Origin of the sequence: Pseudonocardia sp., assembly GCF_050246655.1 — a bacterium.
GTDB lineage: Bacteria > Actinomycetota > Actinomycetes > Mycobacteriales > Pseudonocardiaceae > Pseudonocardia.
This window is the reverse complement of sequence record NZ_JBFWVQ010000009.1, coordinates 88,367-105,783: the sequence shown is the minus strand read 5'-3', so window position 1 is coordinate 105,783 and position 17,417 is coordinate 88,367. Positions and strand designations below refer to the sequence as shown.

17 protein-coding genes are annotated in these 17,417 nt (G+C 74.7%); 3 read left to right on the top strand and 14 right to left on the bottom strand.

Going from position 1 to position 17,417, the window contains the following annotated elements; translation table 11 throughout:
• The first annotated feature begins 89 nt into the window (after positions 1–89).
• A complete protein-coding gene (locus AB7J25_RS05530) occupies positions 90–1,319 on the top strand; it encodes a TIGR02679 family protein (RefSeq protein ID WP_428505697.1) in 1,230 nt (409 codons plus the stop codon).
• A gap of 31 nt (positions 1,320–1,350) precedes the next feature.
• On the opposite strand, the gene AB7J25_RS05525 is transcribed toward AB7J25_RS05530, so the two are convergent.
• Together AB7J25_RS05525 and dnaG are read right to left on the bottom strand one after the other, a co-directional pair.
• The gene (locus AB7J25_RS05525) at positions 1,351–1,863 is read right to left on the bottom strand and encodes a hypothetical protein (protein ID WP_428505709.1); all 513 of its coding nucleotides are present in this window, start codon (positions 1,861–1,863) and stop codon (positions 1,351–1,353) included.
• A 2-nt stretch (positions 1,864–1,865) separates the two neighbouring features.
• A complete protein-coding gene (gene dnaG / locus AB7J25_RS05520) occupies positions 1,866–3,728 on the bottom strand; it encodes a DNA primase (protein ID WP_428505695.1) in 1,863 nt (620 codons plus the stop codon).
• Between the two features lie 156 nt (positions 3,729–3,884).
• Between dnaG and AB7J25_RS05515 the strand changes: the two genes are divergently transcribed.
• On the top strand, positions 3,885–4,658 hold the full coding sequence (locus tag AB7J25_RS05515) for a 2-keto-4-pentenoate hydratase (protein ID WP_428505693.1): 774 nt from the start codon (positions 3,885–3,887) through the stop codon (positions 4,656–4,658).
• A gap of 126 nt (positions 4,659–4,784) precedes the next feature.
• On the opposite strand, the gene AB7J25_RS05510 is transcribed toward AB7J25_RS05515, so the two are convergent.
• The 3 genes from AB7J25_RS05510 to AB7J25_RS05500 are packed head-to-tail and all read right to left on the bottom strand — an operon-like array spanning position 4,785 to position 7,263.
• The gene (locus tag AB7J25_RS05510) at positions 4,785–5,438 is read right to left on the bottom strand and encodes an RraA family protein (protein ID WP_428505692.1); all 654 of its coding nucleotides are present in this window, start codon (positions 5,436–5,438) and stop codon (positions 4,785–4,787) included.
• An 18-nt stretch (positions 5,439–5,456) separates the two neighbouring features.
• Positions 5,457–6,809 carry an MFS transporter gene (locus AB7J25_RS05505; RefSeq protein ID WP_428505690.1) on the bottom strand — a complete coding sequence of 451 codons (1,353 nt, stop codon included), beginning with the start codon at positions 6,807–6,809 and terminating at the stop codon, positions 5,457–5,459.
• A 46-nt stretch (positions 6,810–6,855) separates the two neighbouring features.
• On the bottom strand, positions 6,856–7,263 hold the full coding sequence (locus AB7J25_RS05500) for a YccF domain-containing protein (RefSeq protein ID WP_428505688.1): 408 nt from the start codon (positions 7,261–7,263) through the stop codon (positions 6,856–6,858).
• 130 nt (positions 7,264–7,393) lie between these two features.
• Between AB7J25_RS05500 and AB7J25_RS05495 the strand changes: the two genes are divergently transcribed.
• The gene (locus AB7J25_RS05495; RefSeq protein ID WP_428505686.1) at positions 7,394–8,107 is read left to right on the top strand and encodes an HNH endonuclease family protein; all 714 of its coding nucleotides are present in this window, start codon (positions 7,394–7,396) and stop codon (positions 8,105–8,107) included.
• Between the two features lie 671 nt (positions 8,108–8,778).
• Here AB7J25_RS05495 and AB7J25_RS05490 read toward each other — a convergent pair.
• From AB7J25_RS05490 to AB7J25_RS05450, 9 genes are all read right to left on the bottom strand, one after another.
• Positions 8,779–10,131 carry a deoxyguanosinetriphosphate triphosphohydrolase gene (locus AB7J25_RS05490; protein WP_428505684.1) on the bottom strand — a complete coding sequence of 451 codons (1,353 nt, stop codon included), beginning with the start codon at positions 10,129–10,131 and terminating at the stop codon, positions 8,779–8,781.
• Between the two features lie 13 nt (positions 10,132–10,144).
• On the bottom strand, positions 10,145–10,717 hold the full coding sequence (locus tag AB7J25_RS05485) for a YdcF family protein (RefSeq protein WP_428505707.1): 573 nt from the start codon (positions 10,715–10,717) through the stop codon (positions 10,145–10,147).
• Positions 10,718–11,133: 416 nt separating this feature from the next.
• Positions 11,134–12,165: an XdhC family protein gene (locus AB7J25_RS05480; protein ID WP_428505682.1), complete on the bottom strand. Its 1,032-nt coding sequence runs from the start codon at positions 12,163–12,165 to the stop codon at positions 11,134–11,136.
• Between the two features lie 36 nt (positions 12,166–12,201).
• Complete coding sequence (locus AB7J25_RS05475) at positions 12,202–12,618, bottom strand: nitrile hydratase accessory protein (RefSeq protein WP_428505680.1); 417 nt, start codon at positions 12,616–12,618, stop codon at positions 12,202–12,204.
• Positions 12,615–13,223 (bottom strand): nitrile hydratase subunit alpha, encoded by a 609-nt coding sequence (gene nthA, locus AB7J25_RS05470; RefSeq protein ID WP_428505678.1) that lies wholly within the window; start codon positions 13,221–13,223, stop codon positions 12,615–12,617. Before nthA ends, AB7J25_RS05475 begins: the two co-directional genes overlap by 4 nt.
• Positions 13,220–13,918, bottom strand: a complete 699-nt coding sequence (gene nthB, locus AB7J25_RS05465) for a nitrile hydratase subunit beta (RefSeq protein WP_428505676.1) — start codon at positions 13,916–13,918, stop codon at positions 13,220–13,222. Before nthB ends, nthA begins: the two co-directional genes overlap by 4 nt.
• Positions 13,915–15,462, bottom strand: coding sequence for an amidase (locus tag AB7J25_RS05460; protein ID WP_428505674.1), 1,548 nt, complete (start codon positions 15,460–15,462; stop codon positions 13,915–13,917). Before AB7J25_RS05460 ends, nthB begins: the two co-directional genes overlap by 4 nt.
• Positions 15,463–15,555: 93 nt before the next feature.
• Positions 15,556–16,974, bottom strand: coding sequence for an ABC transporter substrate-binding protein (locus tag AB7J25_RS05455; RefSeq protein WP_428505672.1), 1,419 nt, complete (start codon positions 16,972–16,974; stop codon positions 15,556–15,558).
• Positions 16,974–17,327, bottom strand: a complete 354-nt coding sequence (locus tag AB7J25_RS05450; RefSeq protein WP_428505670.1) for a metalloregulator ArsR/SmtB family transcription factor — start codon at positions 17,325–17,327, stop codon at positions 16,974–16,976. Before AB7J25_RS05450 ends, AB7J25_RS05455 begins: the two co-directional genes overlap by 1 nt.
• Between the last annotated feature and the right edge of the window lie 90 nt (positions 17,328–17,417).

Below are 17,417 nucleotides of genomic sequence, written 5' to 3'. Positions count from 1 at the left end.
TCGCCGCAGACCCGACGCCGGCCCGGTCGGGGCGGCGGGCTGCTCGACGAGCTGGAGCCCGACCCGGAACCCGAGCCCGACGAGGCGGAGTGACGACCGAACCGGGATGGGAGCGGCTGCTGGCGGCAGCGCGCCGCAGCCTGGAACGCACCGGCGGGCGGCTCGACGCGCGGGTCGGGCTGGCCGACCCCACCGAGGCGGAGCGACGTACCGTCATCGGTCTCACCGGCCGCCACCGAGCGCCGGGGACGGCGCGGCTGAGTGTCACGCTCGCCGAGCTCGACGCCGGGCTGCGGCGAACCCGGGGCGAGTCGCTCGTCGAGGCGCTCTGCCGCACCGGGGCTCCTCTGCGCGACCGGCCGGCCGAGCGGGCCGCGGAGGCCGCCGGACGCGACGCGGTGCTCGCCGCCCTCACCAGCGTCGTCCATGGTGGGCAGGAGTGGTTCGCGGCGTGGCGGGACGGGCTGGTCGCCGACGGCACACTGACCCGCCTCGTCCGCCGCGGCGAGCCGCACCTGGTGCCGCTCGCCGCCGCGGTGCTGGATCGGCTGCCGGCGCTCGCCGCCCCGTCGCTGGTGGCCGTCCCGTTGCCGGTGCTGGCCGAGGAGGTCACGGGGGACCCGAAGGCGCTGTCTGGTGGCACGCTTCCGCAGCTGGTGCTGCGGGCGTTGGCCCTGCGCGAGGTCACCGACGTGCCCGCCACGGCGGAAGCCCGGCGGGCCCTGTGGGACGCCGCGGGCGTGGTGGTGGACGACCTGGCCAGCCAGGTTCTCGTGCTCAACCTGCCGGCCGACGGGGACGGGCTCGGCTCCTGGCTCACCGACGCCGCGGCCCGGGGGATCCCGCTGCGGATCACGCTGCACCAGTTGGTGACGCTGCCGGTCACGCCCAGGGTGGACCGCGTCTCCGTCTGCGAGAACCCCGCCGTGCTGCGCGCCGCCGCCGGTCGGCTCGGCCCGCATAGCGGTGCGCTGGTGTGCACGGAGGGGGTGCCGTCGACGGCGTGCTGGCGGCTGCTCGGTGCCGCGGTCGACGCGGGCGCCGAGGTGCATTGGCGCAACGACTTCGACTGGGCCGGGCTGCGGATCACCGCGTCGGCGCTGGCGCGGGTGAGTGCACGGCCGTGGCGCATGGGGGCGTCCGATTATCTCGCCGCACTCGCCGCGGGTGAGACCGAGCCGTTGCGCGGGCCGCCCGTCGCCACGCCGTGGGAGCCACAGCTAGCGGCGGCGCTCGCGGACCACGGGCGGTCGGTCATGGAGGAGCGTCTCGTCGCGATGCTGCTCGACGACCTCGAGTTGCGCGGCCGGCCCGCGTAGCACGGTCTGTGCGCAGCGACGCCCGAGGCCATTACGACGACCGCAGCGTGCGCCCCACCTCGGCAGCCACCCGCCGGACGGCGCCCGGATCGGTCCCGGGATCGGGCCGCACCTGCAGCACCACCCCGTCCCGCCCGGGCACCTTGCGCTGGACGAACCAGGCACCCCCGCCCGGGAGGTCGCGGTGGTGGCGGCTGCGCACCGAGCCGGTGACCCGCTCGTGCACCGCCTGCGGCACCCGGCCGGGCTCGGCGAGCCGCAGCTGTCGGGGCGCCCGGTCCGCGAGCAGGACGACGCCTTCGAGCGTCTCGACCTCGTCCGCCTCCACGAGGCCCATGGTGCCGCTCGACCAGGTGGCCTTCGAGAGGAGGTGCCAGCTCACGCGGCGGCCCTCGGGCAGCCACATCCCGAGGGAGGTGACGACGACGTGCCCGCCGCCGACCACGGGCGCCAGCGCCAGCACCCGCTCCTCGCCGGCCAGGGTGCCCGCGAAGTCCTCCGGCAGCTCCTCACGCCCGAGTAGCCGCGCGAACACCGAGCGCATGCTCACGGGACCGCTCCCATCGCCTTGTCCCGCAGGGCGATGCGGTACTGCTCGAGCGGCACGAGGTCGCCGAACAGCTGGTGGTAGGCGTCCGCGTCCTCCATGGGGTTGGTGCGTTGCAGCCGCGACTTGAGGTCTGCGACCTGCGCCTCCACCAGCGCCAACCGCACCCCGGCGACGACGCTCGCGACGTAGCGCGCCTCCTCGGTGTTCTTGCGCGGCAGCTCCAGCGGCTCGACGGCGAGCGCGGTGACGAGCCCGCGCTCCTCCGCGGTGCACCCGGCGAGGACCGCCTCGACCCACTCCTGGCCCTGCCGCCCGCCGCACACCCCGCCCGCGGCGGCGACCGCCCGGTGCACCGCGCGGAACGCGGGATGGGTGAAGGCCTGCTCGGGGAGCTCGTCGTAGCTCGGCCCGGCGATCGCGGGCACCTGCAGCGCCGACTTCAGTGCCTCCCGCTGCAGGTGCAGCCGGGGATCGTCCTTGCGGGGCGGCGCGGGGGCGGCCCGGCGCCCACGCACCCGCTCGGGCGGCATCCCCGCCTCCTCGCGGACGCGGCGGACCACGGAGAACTCGTCGCTCCAGCCCGTCCAGCCGGCGAGGCGGCGGGCGTACTCGTCGCGGAGTTCCTCGCGCTTGATCTTCGCGACGAGAGGGACGAGGCGACGCAGCGCGGCCGTCCGGCCCTCGACGGTGTCCAGGTCGTGCTCGCGCAGCATCGAGCGGATCGCGAACTCGTACAACGGCTCGCGGCGGGCCACGAGGTCGCGCACCGCGGTGTCGCCGCGCTGCTGGCGCAGCTCGCAGGGGTCCAGCCCGTCCGGAGCGATGGTCACGAACGTCTGGGTGGTGAAGGTCTGCTCGCTCTCGAACGCCTTGAGGGCCGCGGCCTGCCCGGCGGCGTCGCCGTCGAAGGTGTAGATGACCTCGCCGCGGTCGAAGGAGTCGTCGCCCATCAGCCGCCGGATCACGCTGACGTGCTCGGTGCCGAACGCCGTGCCGCACGAGGCGACAGCCGTCGGGACGCCGGCGAGGTGCATCGCCATGACGTCCGTGTAGCCCTCGACGACCACCACCTGCCGTCGCTTCGCGATCTCCCGCTTGGCGACGTCCAGCCCGAACAGCACATGCGTCTTGCGGTAGACGGGCGTCTCGGGGGTGTTGAGGTACTTCGCCTCGATCGGGTCGTCGTCGACGATCCGGCGGGCGCCGAAGCCGACGACGTCCCCACCGAGGTCGCGGATCGGCCACAGCAGGCGGCGGTGGAAGCGGTCGATCGGGCCACGCCTGCCCTCCCGGGAGAGCCCCGCCTTGTACAGCTCCTCCAGCGTGAAACCAGCGCTGAGCAGGTGTTTCGTGAGGCTGTCCCACCCGGCGGGGGCGAACCCGCAGCCGAAGGTGGCGGCGGCCGCTGCGTCGAACCCCCGCGAGGTGAGGAAGGCGAGCGCCGGCGTGGCATCGGGGCTGCGGAGGCGCTCCCCGTAGAACTCGGCTGCGCGGCGGTTGGCCTCCAGCAGGCGCGAACGGGTGCCGCGGTCGCGCTGCACCGAGCTGCCGCCGCCCTCGTACGTCAGCCGGACGCCGACGCGATCGGCGAGTCGTTCCACGGCCTCGACGAAGCCGATGACCTCGATCTTCATCACGAAGTCGATCACGCTGCCGCCCTCGCCGCAGCCGAAGCAGTGGAACGTGCCGTGCGTGGGGCGCACCGACAGCGAGGGAGTCTTCTCGTCGTGGAAGGGGCAAAGGCCCTTGAGCGAGCCGGCGCCCGCGCGGCGCAGGGCCACGTAGTCGCCGATGACCTCGTCGATGCGGGCCCGGTCGCGGACCTCCGCGATGTCGCTGTCGCGGATCCGGCCTGCCACGGGCCCGAGTGTAGGCGGGGTGCCCGACAGGGCCACGGTGCCGGTGGTCGTGTGCCGTCGGGCCGGTGGTCGTGTGCCGTCGAGAACGACGTTGTGCTGATCCACAGGGCCCCGTCGGCTGCGTAGCGTCGTTCTCGACGCGGTAGAACCTCGGGCGTGGACGAGCGGGCGGTGCAGGCTGCGGAGCGGTTGTGGACGGCGTGGCAGTCGGGGCAGCGGCTGGCGGCGCTGCCCGCCGGCCTGCGCCCCGCGAGCATCGAGGACGGGTTCGCGGTGCAGGAGGCGCTCGCGGCGATCGTCGGGCCGTCGTACGGGTGGAAGATCGCGGCGACGTCGACGGCCGGGCAGGCCCACATCGGTGTCGACGGGCCGCTCGCCGGGCGGCTGTTCGACCGGTTCCGCCACGAGGAGGGCGAGCGGCTGCCCGTCGCGGACAACCTGCTGCGCGTCGCGGAGGCCGAGTTCGCGTTCGTGCTGGCCGCGGACCTGGACGACGGCCGCGAGCCGCTCGCCGAGGCCGAGGTGCTCGCCGCCGTCGCTGCGATGCACCTCGCCGTCGAGACGCCCGACACCCGGCTGGTCGGCTACGAGTCCGCCGGGATCGCCCAGCTCGTCGCGGACGACGCCGCCGCCGGGCGGTTCGTGCTCGGCCAGCCCGTCCCCGGCTGGGCGGAGGTGGACCTCGCCGCGAGCCCGACGGCGCTGCTCGTCAACGGCGTGCTCGCGCGGACCGGGTGCGGCGGGAACGTGCTCGGTGACCCCCGCACGGCGCTCACCTGGGTGGCCAACGAGCTGCGCAGGCTCGGCACCGGCCTGCGGGCGGGCGACGTCGTCACGACGGGGACGACGACCACCCCCGCCGAGATCGGCCCCGATGACCAGGTGGTGGCGGATTTCGGCGAGTTGGGGCGGGTGCGGGTGCGGTTCTGACGAAAGCCGCAACTCGCGGGGGTGGGATGCGGAACTCGCGCCGGTCGGCGCTGAGGACGCCGCGGGTGACCCGATCGCGGCTGACGAAAGCCGCAACTCGCGGGGGTGGGATGCGGAACTCGCGGGTCAGGTGTGGAACGTGAACGTGCTCTCCCGGCCCTCCGCCCGCGCGGCGACGTGCTCAGCGGCGTTGGACAGCTCCGCAAACGGCGTCCCCGCTTCGATCGCGGTGAGCACGCCTGCCTCGGTGCGCTCGATCTCCTCGGCTCGGTCGATCAGCGCCGCGACCCGCTCGGGCGGCGCGATGAGCACGCCGTCCTCGTCACCGACGACGATGTCGCCGGGGGAGACGTCGATACCGCCGCAACGGATCTTGCCGCCGAACTCGGCGGGCCCCGCCATCGGCCCTGCCGCCGGGTGGCTGCCGCGGGCGAACACCGGCAGCCCGACGCCGGGCAGGCGGCGCAGGTCGCGGTAGTAGCCGTCCACGACGATGGCGGCCACCCCGCGGCGGCGGGCCTCGGTGGCGAACAGTTCCCCGGAGGCGGCAAGGGTGCTGCCGCGGGAATCGACGACGAGCACCGAGCCGGCCGGAGCGGAGGTCACGACGGCCAGCATGCCGAGCAGGTCGCCGTCCGCGACGACGGTGACGGCCGGGCCCGCGACCGTCGTCACCGGTACGAGGGCGTGGATCGCCGGATCGCAGGCCCGCATGGTCTTGTCCGCGTCGCACAGCGACGACACCGAGATCCGCCGCAGTCTCGCGATCAGCTCGTCCATGGTCCCATCCTGGCCGGGTCACCGCGGCGAGCGCCACGGTGCGGCGAGCGCGGCGACGCCCAGCGTGGCGATGCAGGCGAGGGCGACCACACCGGCGCGGAAGCCGTCGATCCCGCCCCCGGCGGCTGTCCACGCGAGCGCGGCGACCGCGGGCCCGCCGGTCATGGCGAGGGTGCGCACCGTCATCGCGAGCCCGCCCGCGGTGCCCGCCATCGCGGGTGGGGACGCGGCGAGGATCGCGGCGTTGAGTGGCGGGTTGAACAGGCCGATGCCCGCGCCCAGGACGGCGAGCCGCCAGGCGAGGTCCGGGAGCCCGGCGTCCGCGGGCAGCCAGAGCATCGTCAGGACGCCGACGACCGCCACGATGGCCCCGGCGAGGGCGACCCCGCGCGTCCCCAGCCGGTCCGACGCCCACCCGGCCAGGGACGACACCGGCGCGATCGTCCCGATGAGGAACAGCAGCGCCACCCCGGTGAACTCCGGCGAGCGCCCCAGCACATCTGCGACCAGGAACGGCACGAGGAAGGCCATCAGCCCCATCGTCGCCGACACGGCGAAGAGCGCGGTCAGCATCGCCGCGACCTCGGGGCGGCGGGCCAGCGCGAGCAGCGGCCGGGTGGCGTCGAGGCGCCCCCACACCACGAGCAGGACCGCCGCGACGACGGCCAGCGCGATCGCGATGCCGGGTGCGGACGCGACCCGGTCCAGCCCCAACAGCAGCGCGGTCACCGCACCGCCGACCAGCAGCGCCTCGCCGACGAGCGCCCGTCCAGGCGCCGGCAGCCCACCCCCCGGGGGCACCGAGCGCAGCACGGTGACGATCGCGACGGCGACGAGCGGCAGCTTGAGCAGCAGCACCTCGCGCCAGCCGAGGACGCCTGCGACGAGCCCGCCGATCGGCACGCCCGCCGCACCACCCACCGTCATGATCGTGATGATCGACCCCATCGCCCGGCCCCGCTGGGCAGCGTGCACGGTGCGCAGCAGGAGCGGCATGAACACCGCGATCACGATCCCGCCCGTGAGGCCCTGCGCGACCCGCGCCGCGAGCAGCAGCGGGAACGTCGGGGCGAGCGCCCCGAGCACGCTCGCCACCGCCGTCCCGGTGAGGCCGAGCAGGAACGCCGGGCGTACGCCTGCGCCGTCCGCCCACCGGCCAGCGGGCACGGCCATCGCCCCGAGCGGCAGCGCGTAGGCCAGCAGGACCCACGCCACCGTCGCGGGTCCGACGCCGAAATCGGCGCTGATCCCCGGCAGCGTCACCGCCATGATCGAGATGTCCGAGGTGACGACGAGCATCCCGATCCCGAGCGCCACGACTGGCGCCCAGCGGGTGCGGTCCGGGCCCGTGGCCGTGTCGGTGTGGGTCACCGGGACGACGGTAGAAGCTGAAGCCGTCTTCAGGTCAATCGAGGCGTCAGCGCAGCTCGCGCTCGTAGGCGGGCAGCATCCGGTCCGAGGCGACGACACGGGTCCCGAGTGGCACGAGGGCCAGCGGCACCAGCTTCATCGCCGCGATGCCCAGCGGGATGCCGATGATCGTCAGGCACAGGATCAGGCCCGCCACGACATGGGCGATCGCGAGCTCCCAGCCGAACAGCACGATCCAGATGATGTTGCCGATCAGCGAGAAGATCCCGGCGCCGCGCGCGACCACCACGTGCCGGCCGAACGGCCACAGCGTGTAGCCGGCCAACCGGAACGCGGCGATCCCGAACGGGATCGTCACGATCAGGATGCACGCCACGATCCCCGCGATGATGTAGCCGAGGGCGAGCCACCAGCCCGCGAGGACGAGCCACAGGATGTTTCCCAGAGTGCGCACGAACCCAGCATGGCCCGGCGTGCCGTCCGGGGGCCAGTCGCAGGCGCGGGGGAGGATGCGGCACGGTGACGGGCCCGGTGGGTCCGTCGGCGGGATGGCATCGGCAGCGGTGCGGAGCGAGAGGCGGGCGATGCACCGGATCCGTGCGGCGGCGACGCTGCTCGCGCTGGCGGCGCTGCTCTGCGGCTGCGGCGTCGTCGGCGAGATCGTCGAGCGGTTGCCCGATCCGGGTGGCCTCCCACCCGCCGCCGCGGGCCCTGCGGCGGAGGTCCTCGCGACCCTCCCCGTCAAGGGTCGTGCTCCCCGCACCGGCTACGCGCGCGACGAGTTCGGTGAGGCGTGGGCCGACGTCGACGGCGACGGTTGCGACCAGCGCAACCAGATCCTCGCCCGCGACCTCGTCGACGAGCGCTTCGTTCGCGGCAGCCGCTGCCTCGTCCACACCGGCCAGCTGGTGGACCCCTACACCGGTGACGTCATCGCCTTCCGCCGCGGCCCCACGACCAGCGCCGACGTGCAGATCGACCACATCGTGTCGCTGTCCAACGCCTGGCAGACGGGCGCCCAGCGGCTCACCCGCCACGAGCGCGAGCAGCTCGCGAACGATCCGCTCAACCTCGTCGCCACCGCGGGCGCACTCAACCAGGGCAAGGGCGACGGGGACGCCGCGACGTGGCTGCCGCCCGCGACGGGCTACCGCTGCGCCTTCGTGGCCCGGCAGGTCGCGGTGAAGGCCCGCTACCGGCTCTGGGTCACCCCGGCCGAGCGCGACGCGATCCTGCGGGTGCTCGGCGACTGTCCGGGGGAGCCGCTGCCGGGTCCGGCGACCCGGCCGTTGCCGTAGCGGAGCCGTGCCGCGCTCGCCTCGCTGTTCCCGCCGCGTCGGTGCAGCTTTGGTGCGTCGCCTTCGTCGTCGCGCCGTTCTCGGTTCGCCGTGGCCTCGACCCCTCGCCCCCTCGCCCGCGCCGGGCCGCTGCCCGGGCACGCTGTCACCGTTGCCCGGTGCCGTGATCGCCGCGCTTCCCCGTGGGGTGTGACGTCCGTCCCGGGGTCGGCGGCACAGGGGTCGGCGGCACCGGTTCGGTCGCACATCTGTGCGGGCGGTGGCACAGGGGTCGGTGGCACATGTCGGTGGCACATGTGTGCGGGCGGTGGCGCACACCCGCAGGTGGTGGCACACACCGCCTGCGGTATGTGCGAGTACCCCGGGGTGTGTGTGAGCGGTCGAGCGTGTGTTCGAGCGCGTCGCGGGGTCTCCACGGGCCGGACGAGACCGGCCGCGGGACGGGCGGGGGGTGCGCGCGGGATGTGAGCGTGCGCGGCGGGATGTAGGGGAGGGCGTGGGGCGGGATGTGAGCGGTCGAGCGTGTGTTCGAGCGCGTCGCGGGGTCTCCCACGGGCCGGACGAGACCGGCCGCGGGACGGGCGGGGGGTGCGCGCGGGATGTGAGCGTGCACCGCGGGTGGGATGGGAGCGCGCGGGATACCAGGGGCGGGATGCCCGGGATGAGTTGGATCAGCCGGTGAGCGCGGCGTGCCGCGCGACGGCCTGGTGGTCGGTGAGCAGCGCGACCTGGTCCACCACCACCCGCAGCCGCGCCGCGTCGTCGGCCGCGGCCGTCCAGTCCGGGACGAGCACGGGGTCCAGCGTCCCCGGGGCTCCGGCCAGGAGCGCCGAGGCCAGCTCGGCGAGCAGCTCGCGCTGGCGCACCTGTGCCGCCAGGCGCCTCGGGTCGCTCATCACGTACCGCAGCGCGACGGCCTTGAGCAGCGCCACCTCGGCCCGGGCCCCGGCGGGAACCACGAGGTCGGCCTCGAAACGGCACAGCGGCGCGTCGCCGAACCGCTCGCGCGTGGCCGCGGTGGCGGCGTGCACGAACCGGCCCACCAGCTCGCTCGTGAGCCGCTTGAGGGCCACGTGCGCCGGTGCGGAAGCGACGTCGTCCGCGTGGGCACGCGCGGCGACCACGACCGGCAGCGCCAGCAGGCCCTCGCCCGCCTCGGCGAGATCGTCCGCGGGCACGCCGAACGTGTGTGCGGCGAGCGCCACCAGCGCGGCCCGCTCCTGGGCCGAGCCCAGGGCGGCGAGGTCGATCCGGCCCGCGACGATGCCGTCCTCCAGGTCGTGCACCGAGTACGCGACGTCGTCCGACCAGTCCATGACCTGGGCCTCCAGGCAGCAGCGGCCCGGTGGGGCGTCCTCGCGCACCCACGCGAGCACGGCGGCGTCCTCGGGATACGCCCCGTACTTCGCGGGCGTGCCGCCGGGGGAGCCCACCCACGGGTACTTGCACGCGGCGTCCAGCGTGGCCCGCGTGAGGTTCAGCCCCGCCGCCAGGCCCTCCCGGCCGATCTTGGGTTCGAGCCGGGTGAGGATCCGCAACGTCTGCGCGTTGCCCTCGAAGCCGACACCGGAGCCGACACCGAAGCCGACCCCGGATCCGACCCCGGAGCCGACACCGTGCGCGGCGCCGAACTCGGCCAGAGCACGCTCGCCGTTGTGCCCGAACGGGGGGTGCCCGATGTCGTGGGCGAGCCCGGCGGTGTCCACGACGTCCGGGTCGCAGCCGAGGTCCTCGGCGATGCCGCGCCCGATCTGCGCCACCTCCAGCGAGTGCGTGAGCCGGGTGCGCGGCGCACCGCTGAACTCCGCACCCTCGCCCGGCCCGACCACCTGCGTCTTCCCGGCGAGGCGGCGCAACGCCGCGGAGTGCAGCACCCGCGCCCGGTCCCGGGCGAACGGGCTGCGCCGGTCCGGGCCGCTGTCCTTGGGCGGCTCGGGCAGCAGCCGTTCGCGGTCGTGCGCGGAGTACCGGGCGCGGGGGAGGATCTCGCCGTCCTCGGCGGTGGTGACGGGGCCGGGGGCCATCGCGAGCCGACCGCTATCCGACACCGGTCGTCGGCGTGTCCACCGAGTCGTGCGTGATCGTGTAGTAGAGCAGTGCCCCCGTCTCGCGCACGATGTAGCGCGCCTGCGTCTCCCGGGTCTGGACGACGGGGCCGCTGCGGGTGGGGGAGGTCCACGCGTCCAGCCCGCTGTCGCGCGCCATCGTGCGGGCGCGCAGCGAGTGCCACGGGTCGCTGACGATCAGCGCCGAGTGCCAGCCCTCCGCCCGCGCGCGCTCGGCGACCGCGCGCAGGCTGGTGAGCGTGTCGCCGCCGACCCCGACGGCCTCGACCGCCGACGCGGGCACGCCGCGGCCGATCAGGTAGCGCCGCCCGGCCTCCGCCTCGGTGTAGGCGTCCCCGGCGCGCCCGCCGCCTGCGGTGACGATGCGCGGCGCGAGCCCGGCTTCGTAAAGGCGCTCGGCGTGCCGCAACCGGGACGCGAAGATCGGCGACGGTTCGCCGTCGTACTGCGCCGCACCGAGGACGACCACCGCGTCCACGGGGCGGCGGTCGTCCACGCGCGCGACCTGCCACACCCGAAACGCCGTGCCCCCGACCACCAGCATCGCGAGCAGCACGAGGGCGACGACGATGCGCCAGGCCCAGCCGAACACGCCCCGGCGGCGGCGCGGCCGGCGCGGGCGCGACCCGCCGTCGGACCGGGCCTCGCCGACGGCGACGGCCCGGTGCGCCTCGTCTCCCCCCGCGACGCCGCCCCGGTGTGGTTGCCGGCCGTCCGCACGGGTGACGGTGCTGCGTCGGTGCCCCTCGCCCGCCCGCGGGCCGCCGGGCGCGCGCTGGCGCACCGTCTGGGCATCGGCGGCGGCCTGGCCTGCGGGCGAGCCGCCCCCGCGGGGCCACCCGCCCGCCGGGTCGCCCGGTCCGCGCCGCGCATCCGGCGAGCCGTCTGCGGTGCCGCCCCGCGCGCCTGCGGCCCGCATCGGCACCGTCGGCTGCTCGGCCGTGGAGCCCCCCGTCGAACTCACCCGCCGATCCTGCCCTCGGCGGCCGCGAGCGCTGTGCCGCCCCGGCCCGACCGGGATGCGACGACCTGGGCGACGATCGACACGGCCGTCTCCGCCGGGGTGCGCGCCCCGAGGTCGAGCCCCACCGGGCCGTGCAATCGAGTGAGCTCCGCCTCGGTGAGCCCCGCGGCATGCAGTCGCTCGCGGCGGGCGGACTGGGTGTGACGCGAGCCCAGAGCGCCGATGAAGCCGCGACCGCGGCGCAGGCCCTCGATCAGCACCGCGTCGAACGCCGGCCCGTGGTCGAGCAGGACGAGCACGTCCGAGTCCGAGAACTCCGCGACCGCGGCGCGGGCGGCCGCCACCTCTGTTTCGTGGCGGGCGCCCCAGCCCATCAGCCGGGCCTGCGCGAGCAGCGCCTCGCCGATGGCGCCCGACCCCACCGAGAGCACCGACGGCACCGGCACCCACAGGTCGAGCAGCAGATCGGCACCCGCGACGTCGAAGCGCTCCGTGAGTGTGGCGCCGCGGCGCAGCCTGCCCCGGGCGTGCGCGACGGCCGCCTCGACGACCCCGGCACCCGCCAGCGTCCCGACGACCCTTTCCAGCTCCGGGCCGGCGAGGGCGAGCGCCGCCGTGCCGTCCGCGGGGGAGACCAGCGCGGCGGGCACGCCCCGCTCCAGCGCGGCGCCGAGAGCGGCCGCCACCTCAGACGGCAGCGGATGCCCCAGCAGCGTGGCCCCGCCCGAGCAGGCCAGCCCCGCCGCGACCGCGGGGCCCTCGGCGACGTGCGCGTTGCGCGCGGCGGGCACCGCCGAGACCGCCGAGACCGCAGCGACCAGCGGCACCGCCACCCCGTCCAGCGCGCCGCGGTACACCTCGCCCGCGACCTCGCCACCGGCCGTGCCGGCCAGCAGCTGGCCGGACTCGACCGTGCCGAAGCCGTGGCGGTCCAGCACGCGCACCACCCCGACGGGGCCGTCGCCCGCCCAGCGCTGCAGGGCCACGCCCAGCATCCGCAGGGTCGGGGCGCGAGTTCCGGTCGTCACGCATCCAGAGTAGCGACGGCGACCGACAGCCTCGGCCTACCGGCGGGCCGGGTCGACCGCGGGATCGACGGTGACCGGCTCGCGGCGGGCCGCGTGGTGGTTGGCGCTGCGCGGGGTGGCGAGCACCGCGCGCGTGCGCTCGTCGAGCGCGGCCTCCGAGAGCGCGCCGGAACCGGTCAGCACCGTCTCCAGGGCGGTGAGCCAATGCTCGTAGTACGACCAGGGCTCACCGCCGTCCCCGCGCTCCCACGCCTTGATCGACTCGATGAGCGACAGCTGGAACTCCGACCACTCGTACTGCCCGTTGTGGTACGCGGCCACGGCCATGGCGAACGCGCGCAGCTCCCACGGATGTTCGAACGGGCGCTGGGCCGTCTCCTCGGTGCCGACCAGCGCCTCCACCCGTCTGCGGGCGTCACCCAGCTCGGTCGTGTCCCGGCGGAATCCCGTCACGGCGTCCGCGCCTCGCCGGTGCCGATCATCGAGTCCCGGGTGACGAGCGCGGCCAGAGCCTCCTCGCCCAGTCCCTCCGTGCCCGCCGGGCGCTTCGGCAGCACCCAGTAGCGCATCTCCGACGACGAGTCCCACACCCGGACCTCGACGGAGTCCGGCACGTCCAGCCCGAAGTCCTCGCGCAGCACCCTGCGCGGCTCGCGCACGATCCGCGAGCGGTACTGCGGGCCCTTGTACCAGTTCGGCGGCAGCCCGAGCACCGGCCACGGGTAGCACGAGCAGAGCGTGCAGGTGATCACGTTGTGGACGGTGTCGGTGTTCTCGACGGCGACCATGTCCTCGCCCTGCAGGCCGCCGATGCCCAGCTCGGCGCAGGCTTCCGTCGCGTTCGCGAGCAGGCGGGCCTTGAAGTCGGGGTCCGTCCAGGCCTTCGCGACGACCTTCGCGCCGAGCTGTGGGCCGACCTCGTTCTCGTAGATCTCGGTGAGGCGGTCGATCGCCTCGGTGGTCATGACCCCCTTCTCGATCATGATCGACTCGAGGGCCTTGACCCGCGCCGCGATCTCCTCGGGGGTCTTGACCTTCGGCGAGTGGATGGCGGTCATGCTGCTGCTCCCTGGGTGGCGGGGACGATGTAGGGCTCCCAGACGTCGAAGTAGACGACGCCGTTCGGCTCGGCGGCCTCCGGGCCCCAGAGCTCCTCGTTGGTGAACTTCACGGTGTAGACGTGCTCGGGAGCGTCGCCGCCACCGTTGCCTGCGCTGTCCGGGTAGATGAACGTGCCGTGCGCCAGCTCGATCACCCCGGTCCTGCCGCGGATGTAGCGGGCCCTCCGGGTGTGGCCGTGCGGGCTGGAGTCGATCACGGTGACGCGGTCGCCCACGGCGAACTGCGCCACCTTGTCCGACTCGCGGCTCGCCGGGGCGCCGTGCTTCACGGCGGCCTCGACGAACGCCATCAGGTCCGGGTCCGACCGCTGGGGGAGCGGGGCGTCCGGGTTCTCCAGGTAGTACTGCGTGCGCTTCTCGATCTCATCGGGATCCAGCGCGCCCCGCTCCACGCCGAAGTGCTCGGCGGTGTGCGCCCAGTGCTCGTAGTAGGGCGAGAGCAGGTAGATCGCCGGGTGCATCTGCTCGATGCCGAAGCGGAACTGGTCGACGCCGAACCAGCCCGCGCGGAACGGCATCGAGAACATGCCGAACGCGGCGCGTTCCCACTCGGAGTGCCAGACGGGCTCGTCGGACTCGACGGGAACCGGTCCCAGTCCGTCGGTCCCTCCCAGGTCGTGCACGCCGTTCATCGGTTGCTCCCCACGGTCGCCGGTGCAGGCGCCGGGAAGCCCCCGACGGCCTGCTCGAAGGTGTGTGCCACGCGCAGTACTCCTGCGTCGTCCCAATGCTTTCCGACGATCATCATGCCGACCGGCAGGCCGTTCGAGAGGCCCGCTGGCACCGAGATCGCCGGGTTGCCGGTGACGTCCTGGACGGAGGTGTTGGCGAGCATCTCCAGCGCCCGGCCGATGACGTCCTCGCGGGAGGCCCCGTCCCCCGGCAGCTCGCTGGCCTGCACCGGCAGCGTCGGCATCACCAGCACGTCGTAGCGCGACAGCGCCTCGTCGTAGGCCGCGCGCAGCTGCGGCACCAGGTTGCGGGCCATCGCGTAGTAGCGGGCGTGGTAGCGGTCGAGCGTGTAGCGGCCCGCGAGCAGCACCAGCTTCACGGTCTCGGAGAACTCCGAGGCGTCCTCCCGCCACTTCGCCCCGTAGTGCGCCATGACCTCCGGATCGTAGAGGCCCTGCCAGTTGAGGCCATAGCCGTTGGCGTCGACCATCTGGGCGGTGGCCCCCTCGGTGGCGATGACGTCCCAGATCCGCGCACCGTGCAGGTGCCAGGGGATCGAGGTGTCCTCGACGTGCAGGCCCGCACCGCGCAGGGCCTCGACGGCCTCGCGGACCGTGTCGTCGACGGCGGCCTGCGAGTTCGGATGTCCGAAGCCCTCCGCGACCACGCCGACCCGCATGCCCGTGGCGTCGCGGCCCAAGGCGGCCACGTAGTCGTCCGGGACGAGGTCGCGCGGCTGGCGCGGGTCCTGCCCGTCCGGCCCGGCGAGCACCGAGAGCGCGAGCGCGGCGTCCGCCACCGTGCGCGTGATCGGGCCGAGGTGGTCGATCGTCTGCTCGATCGGGAAGGCCCCGGTGTAGGGGACGAGACCGTGCGTCGGCTTGTGCCCGACCGTGCCGCTGTAGGCCGACGGGATGCGCACCGAGCCGCCCTGGTCGCCGCCCATCGCGAGGTCGACGACACCGCCCGCGACCAGCGCCGCGCTGCCGCTGGAGGAGCCGCCGGCCGAGCGCGCCTCGTCCCACGGGTTGCGGACCGCCCCGGTGCGGGAGGTGTGCGAGCCGCCGGAGAAGCAGAGGTCCTCGCACACCGCCTTGCCCGCGATCGTGGCGCCCGCCTCCAGCAGCCGGGTGACGACGGTGGCGTCGCGCAGCGGAACGTAGCCCTCGAGGGTCACCGAGCCGTTCATCATCGGGACGCCGGCGACGGTGATGTTGTCCTTGATCGCCACCGTCCTCCCGGCGAGCGGGCCCTCGCCGCGTCCGGTGACCGACGTGGTCACGTACCAGGCGTTGTACGGGTTGTCACCCGGCTCCGGACGGGTCCACGCGCGCTCGGGCATCGCGGGGACGGCGGCGGTGTACAGCTCCTCGACGGCGTCCCACGAGCCGAGCAGGCCGGTCACGAGCGGGCTGAACGCCTCGAGGTCGGCATCGGTGAGGCCCAGGCCGTACTGCGCGGCGACCTTCCGCATGATGTCGGGATCGGGTGGCTGCACGGGCATGGGGGCTCCTCGCGGTCGCAGTGCCGTACCGGCTCGGAACGTAGGGCCGCCCGCCCAACGCGTCAATACTTCGCGACGCGTTGACACATAAGATCAACCGGTGGGATACAGGGCGAACCCGCCCGGCCGGGCCTCGGCGAGATGGAGCTGCTGCGGCGCGCCCTCCGGGCCGTCCAGCGCGACGACCCCGCGCGGCAGCGGAACCCGTGCCGACAGCAGCTCGCGGGCCACCTCCGCCGGGTCGGTGGTCGACGCCCGACGGGCCGCGGCCACGTACAGGTGCACGCCCTCGTAGGCGGACTCGCCGATGCTCGACAACGGGGGCGCGAACCGGCCGTACCGCGCGCGGTAGCGGCGCAGGAACGCCTGGTTGCGCGCCCCGGGCAGGTCGGTGAAGTAGCCCGACACGCCCCACATGCCCTCGGCCGCGGCGTCCCCGATGCGCTCGCGCGTGGGCTCGTCGAGGGTCAGGGCGAGCGTGCGCACCTTCCGGCGCAACCCCATCGCATGGCACTGGCGCTCGAAGGCCACCAGGTCCGCACCGACGAAGCTCGACAGCACCACGTCCGCACCCGACCGCTCGATCCGCTCGATCAGGGGGCCGAACTCGCCCGTCCCCAGTGGGGCGAACCGCTCGCCGACGATCGTCGCGGCCTGCTCGCCGAGCACCCGCCGGGCCTCGCCGTGGACCATGCGCGGCCACACGTAGGCGTTGCCGGCCAGGAACCAGCGTCGCCCGGCGGCGCTGCGCATGACCGGGCCGCAGGCGGCCCTCAGCTGCGCCAGCGGGCGCTCTCCGAGCTGGAAGCGCAGCTCGTCGCCCAGCCCGCCCTCGTTCATCAGGGTCTGGACGAGCAGGACCCCGGAGTGGCGCAGCACGGCGGCCGTCCGGGCGAACGTCGCCGACGTCGTGGTGACCAGGACGGCACGGGCGCCGGCGCGCACGAGCCGCCGCGCCTCCGCGGCGCCGATCCACGGTTGCGTGGCGTCGTCGCCCACGACCAGCCGCAGCGGCCGCCCGTGCACCCCGCCGTCCGCGTTCACCTCCTCGACGGCCAGGGTGGCCGCGTACTCGGTGGCCGCCGCGAACACGCTGCCGGAGCCGGACTTGCTGGTGAGCAGGCCGAGCACGTGCGCACCGGACGGGCCCGGATCCTCGACGGGATGACCGTGGCGGCGCATCAGCCACTCCAGGCCCGCCGCGTCCACGTCGGCGACCAGCCGCACGCGCGTGCCCGCCCCGTCCGCATCCAGAAGCAGCCGGACGCGTCCCCGCCAGGGCAGGTCGTGCACCAGTTCGATGCGGTGCGGCGGGTCGAGCCTGCTGATCCGGCCGAGCAGCTCGACCGGGTTGCCGAAGGGCACCCGGAGCGTGACGACCGCGCCCACCGACACCTGGTCGCACGTCGCGTCGAAGACCCAGCCCGCGCCGGCACCGGCACCGAACAGCGCGAACACCGTCTCCGGGGCAGCCGCGACGTGCTGTTCGGCGGTGACGGCCAGCGGGTTCATCACATCGCTCGGACGTCGGGTCCGGGGCGCTCGGCGCCCCTTCCCGCGGCGCGCTCGGCGGCGGCCTTCGCCTCCTCGAGCGAGCTCTGGAACAGCGTCTGCAGCATGCGGATGACGTCCTGCGCCGCGCCGGTGCGGTCCACCGAGTAGAAGCGGAACTTGCCGTCCCGGCGCTCGGCGACGAGCCCCGCCGTCCGCAACACGCGCAGGTGGCTCGACACCGCGGTGCGGCCCACGCGGCTGATCTGCTCCGACAGCTCGCCCGCGCTGCACTCGTCGCGTTCGGCCAGGAGGGTGAGGATCTCGCGCCTGATCGGGTCGGCCAACGCGTCGAACGCCAGGTCAGCCGCCACGCCGCCCCCTCTGCATCGCTCACCACGGAGCCGCCCCCTGACTCCCTGACCACACTCGCTGATCACGCAGCCGCCCCGCCGACTCCGTCA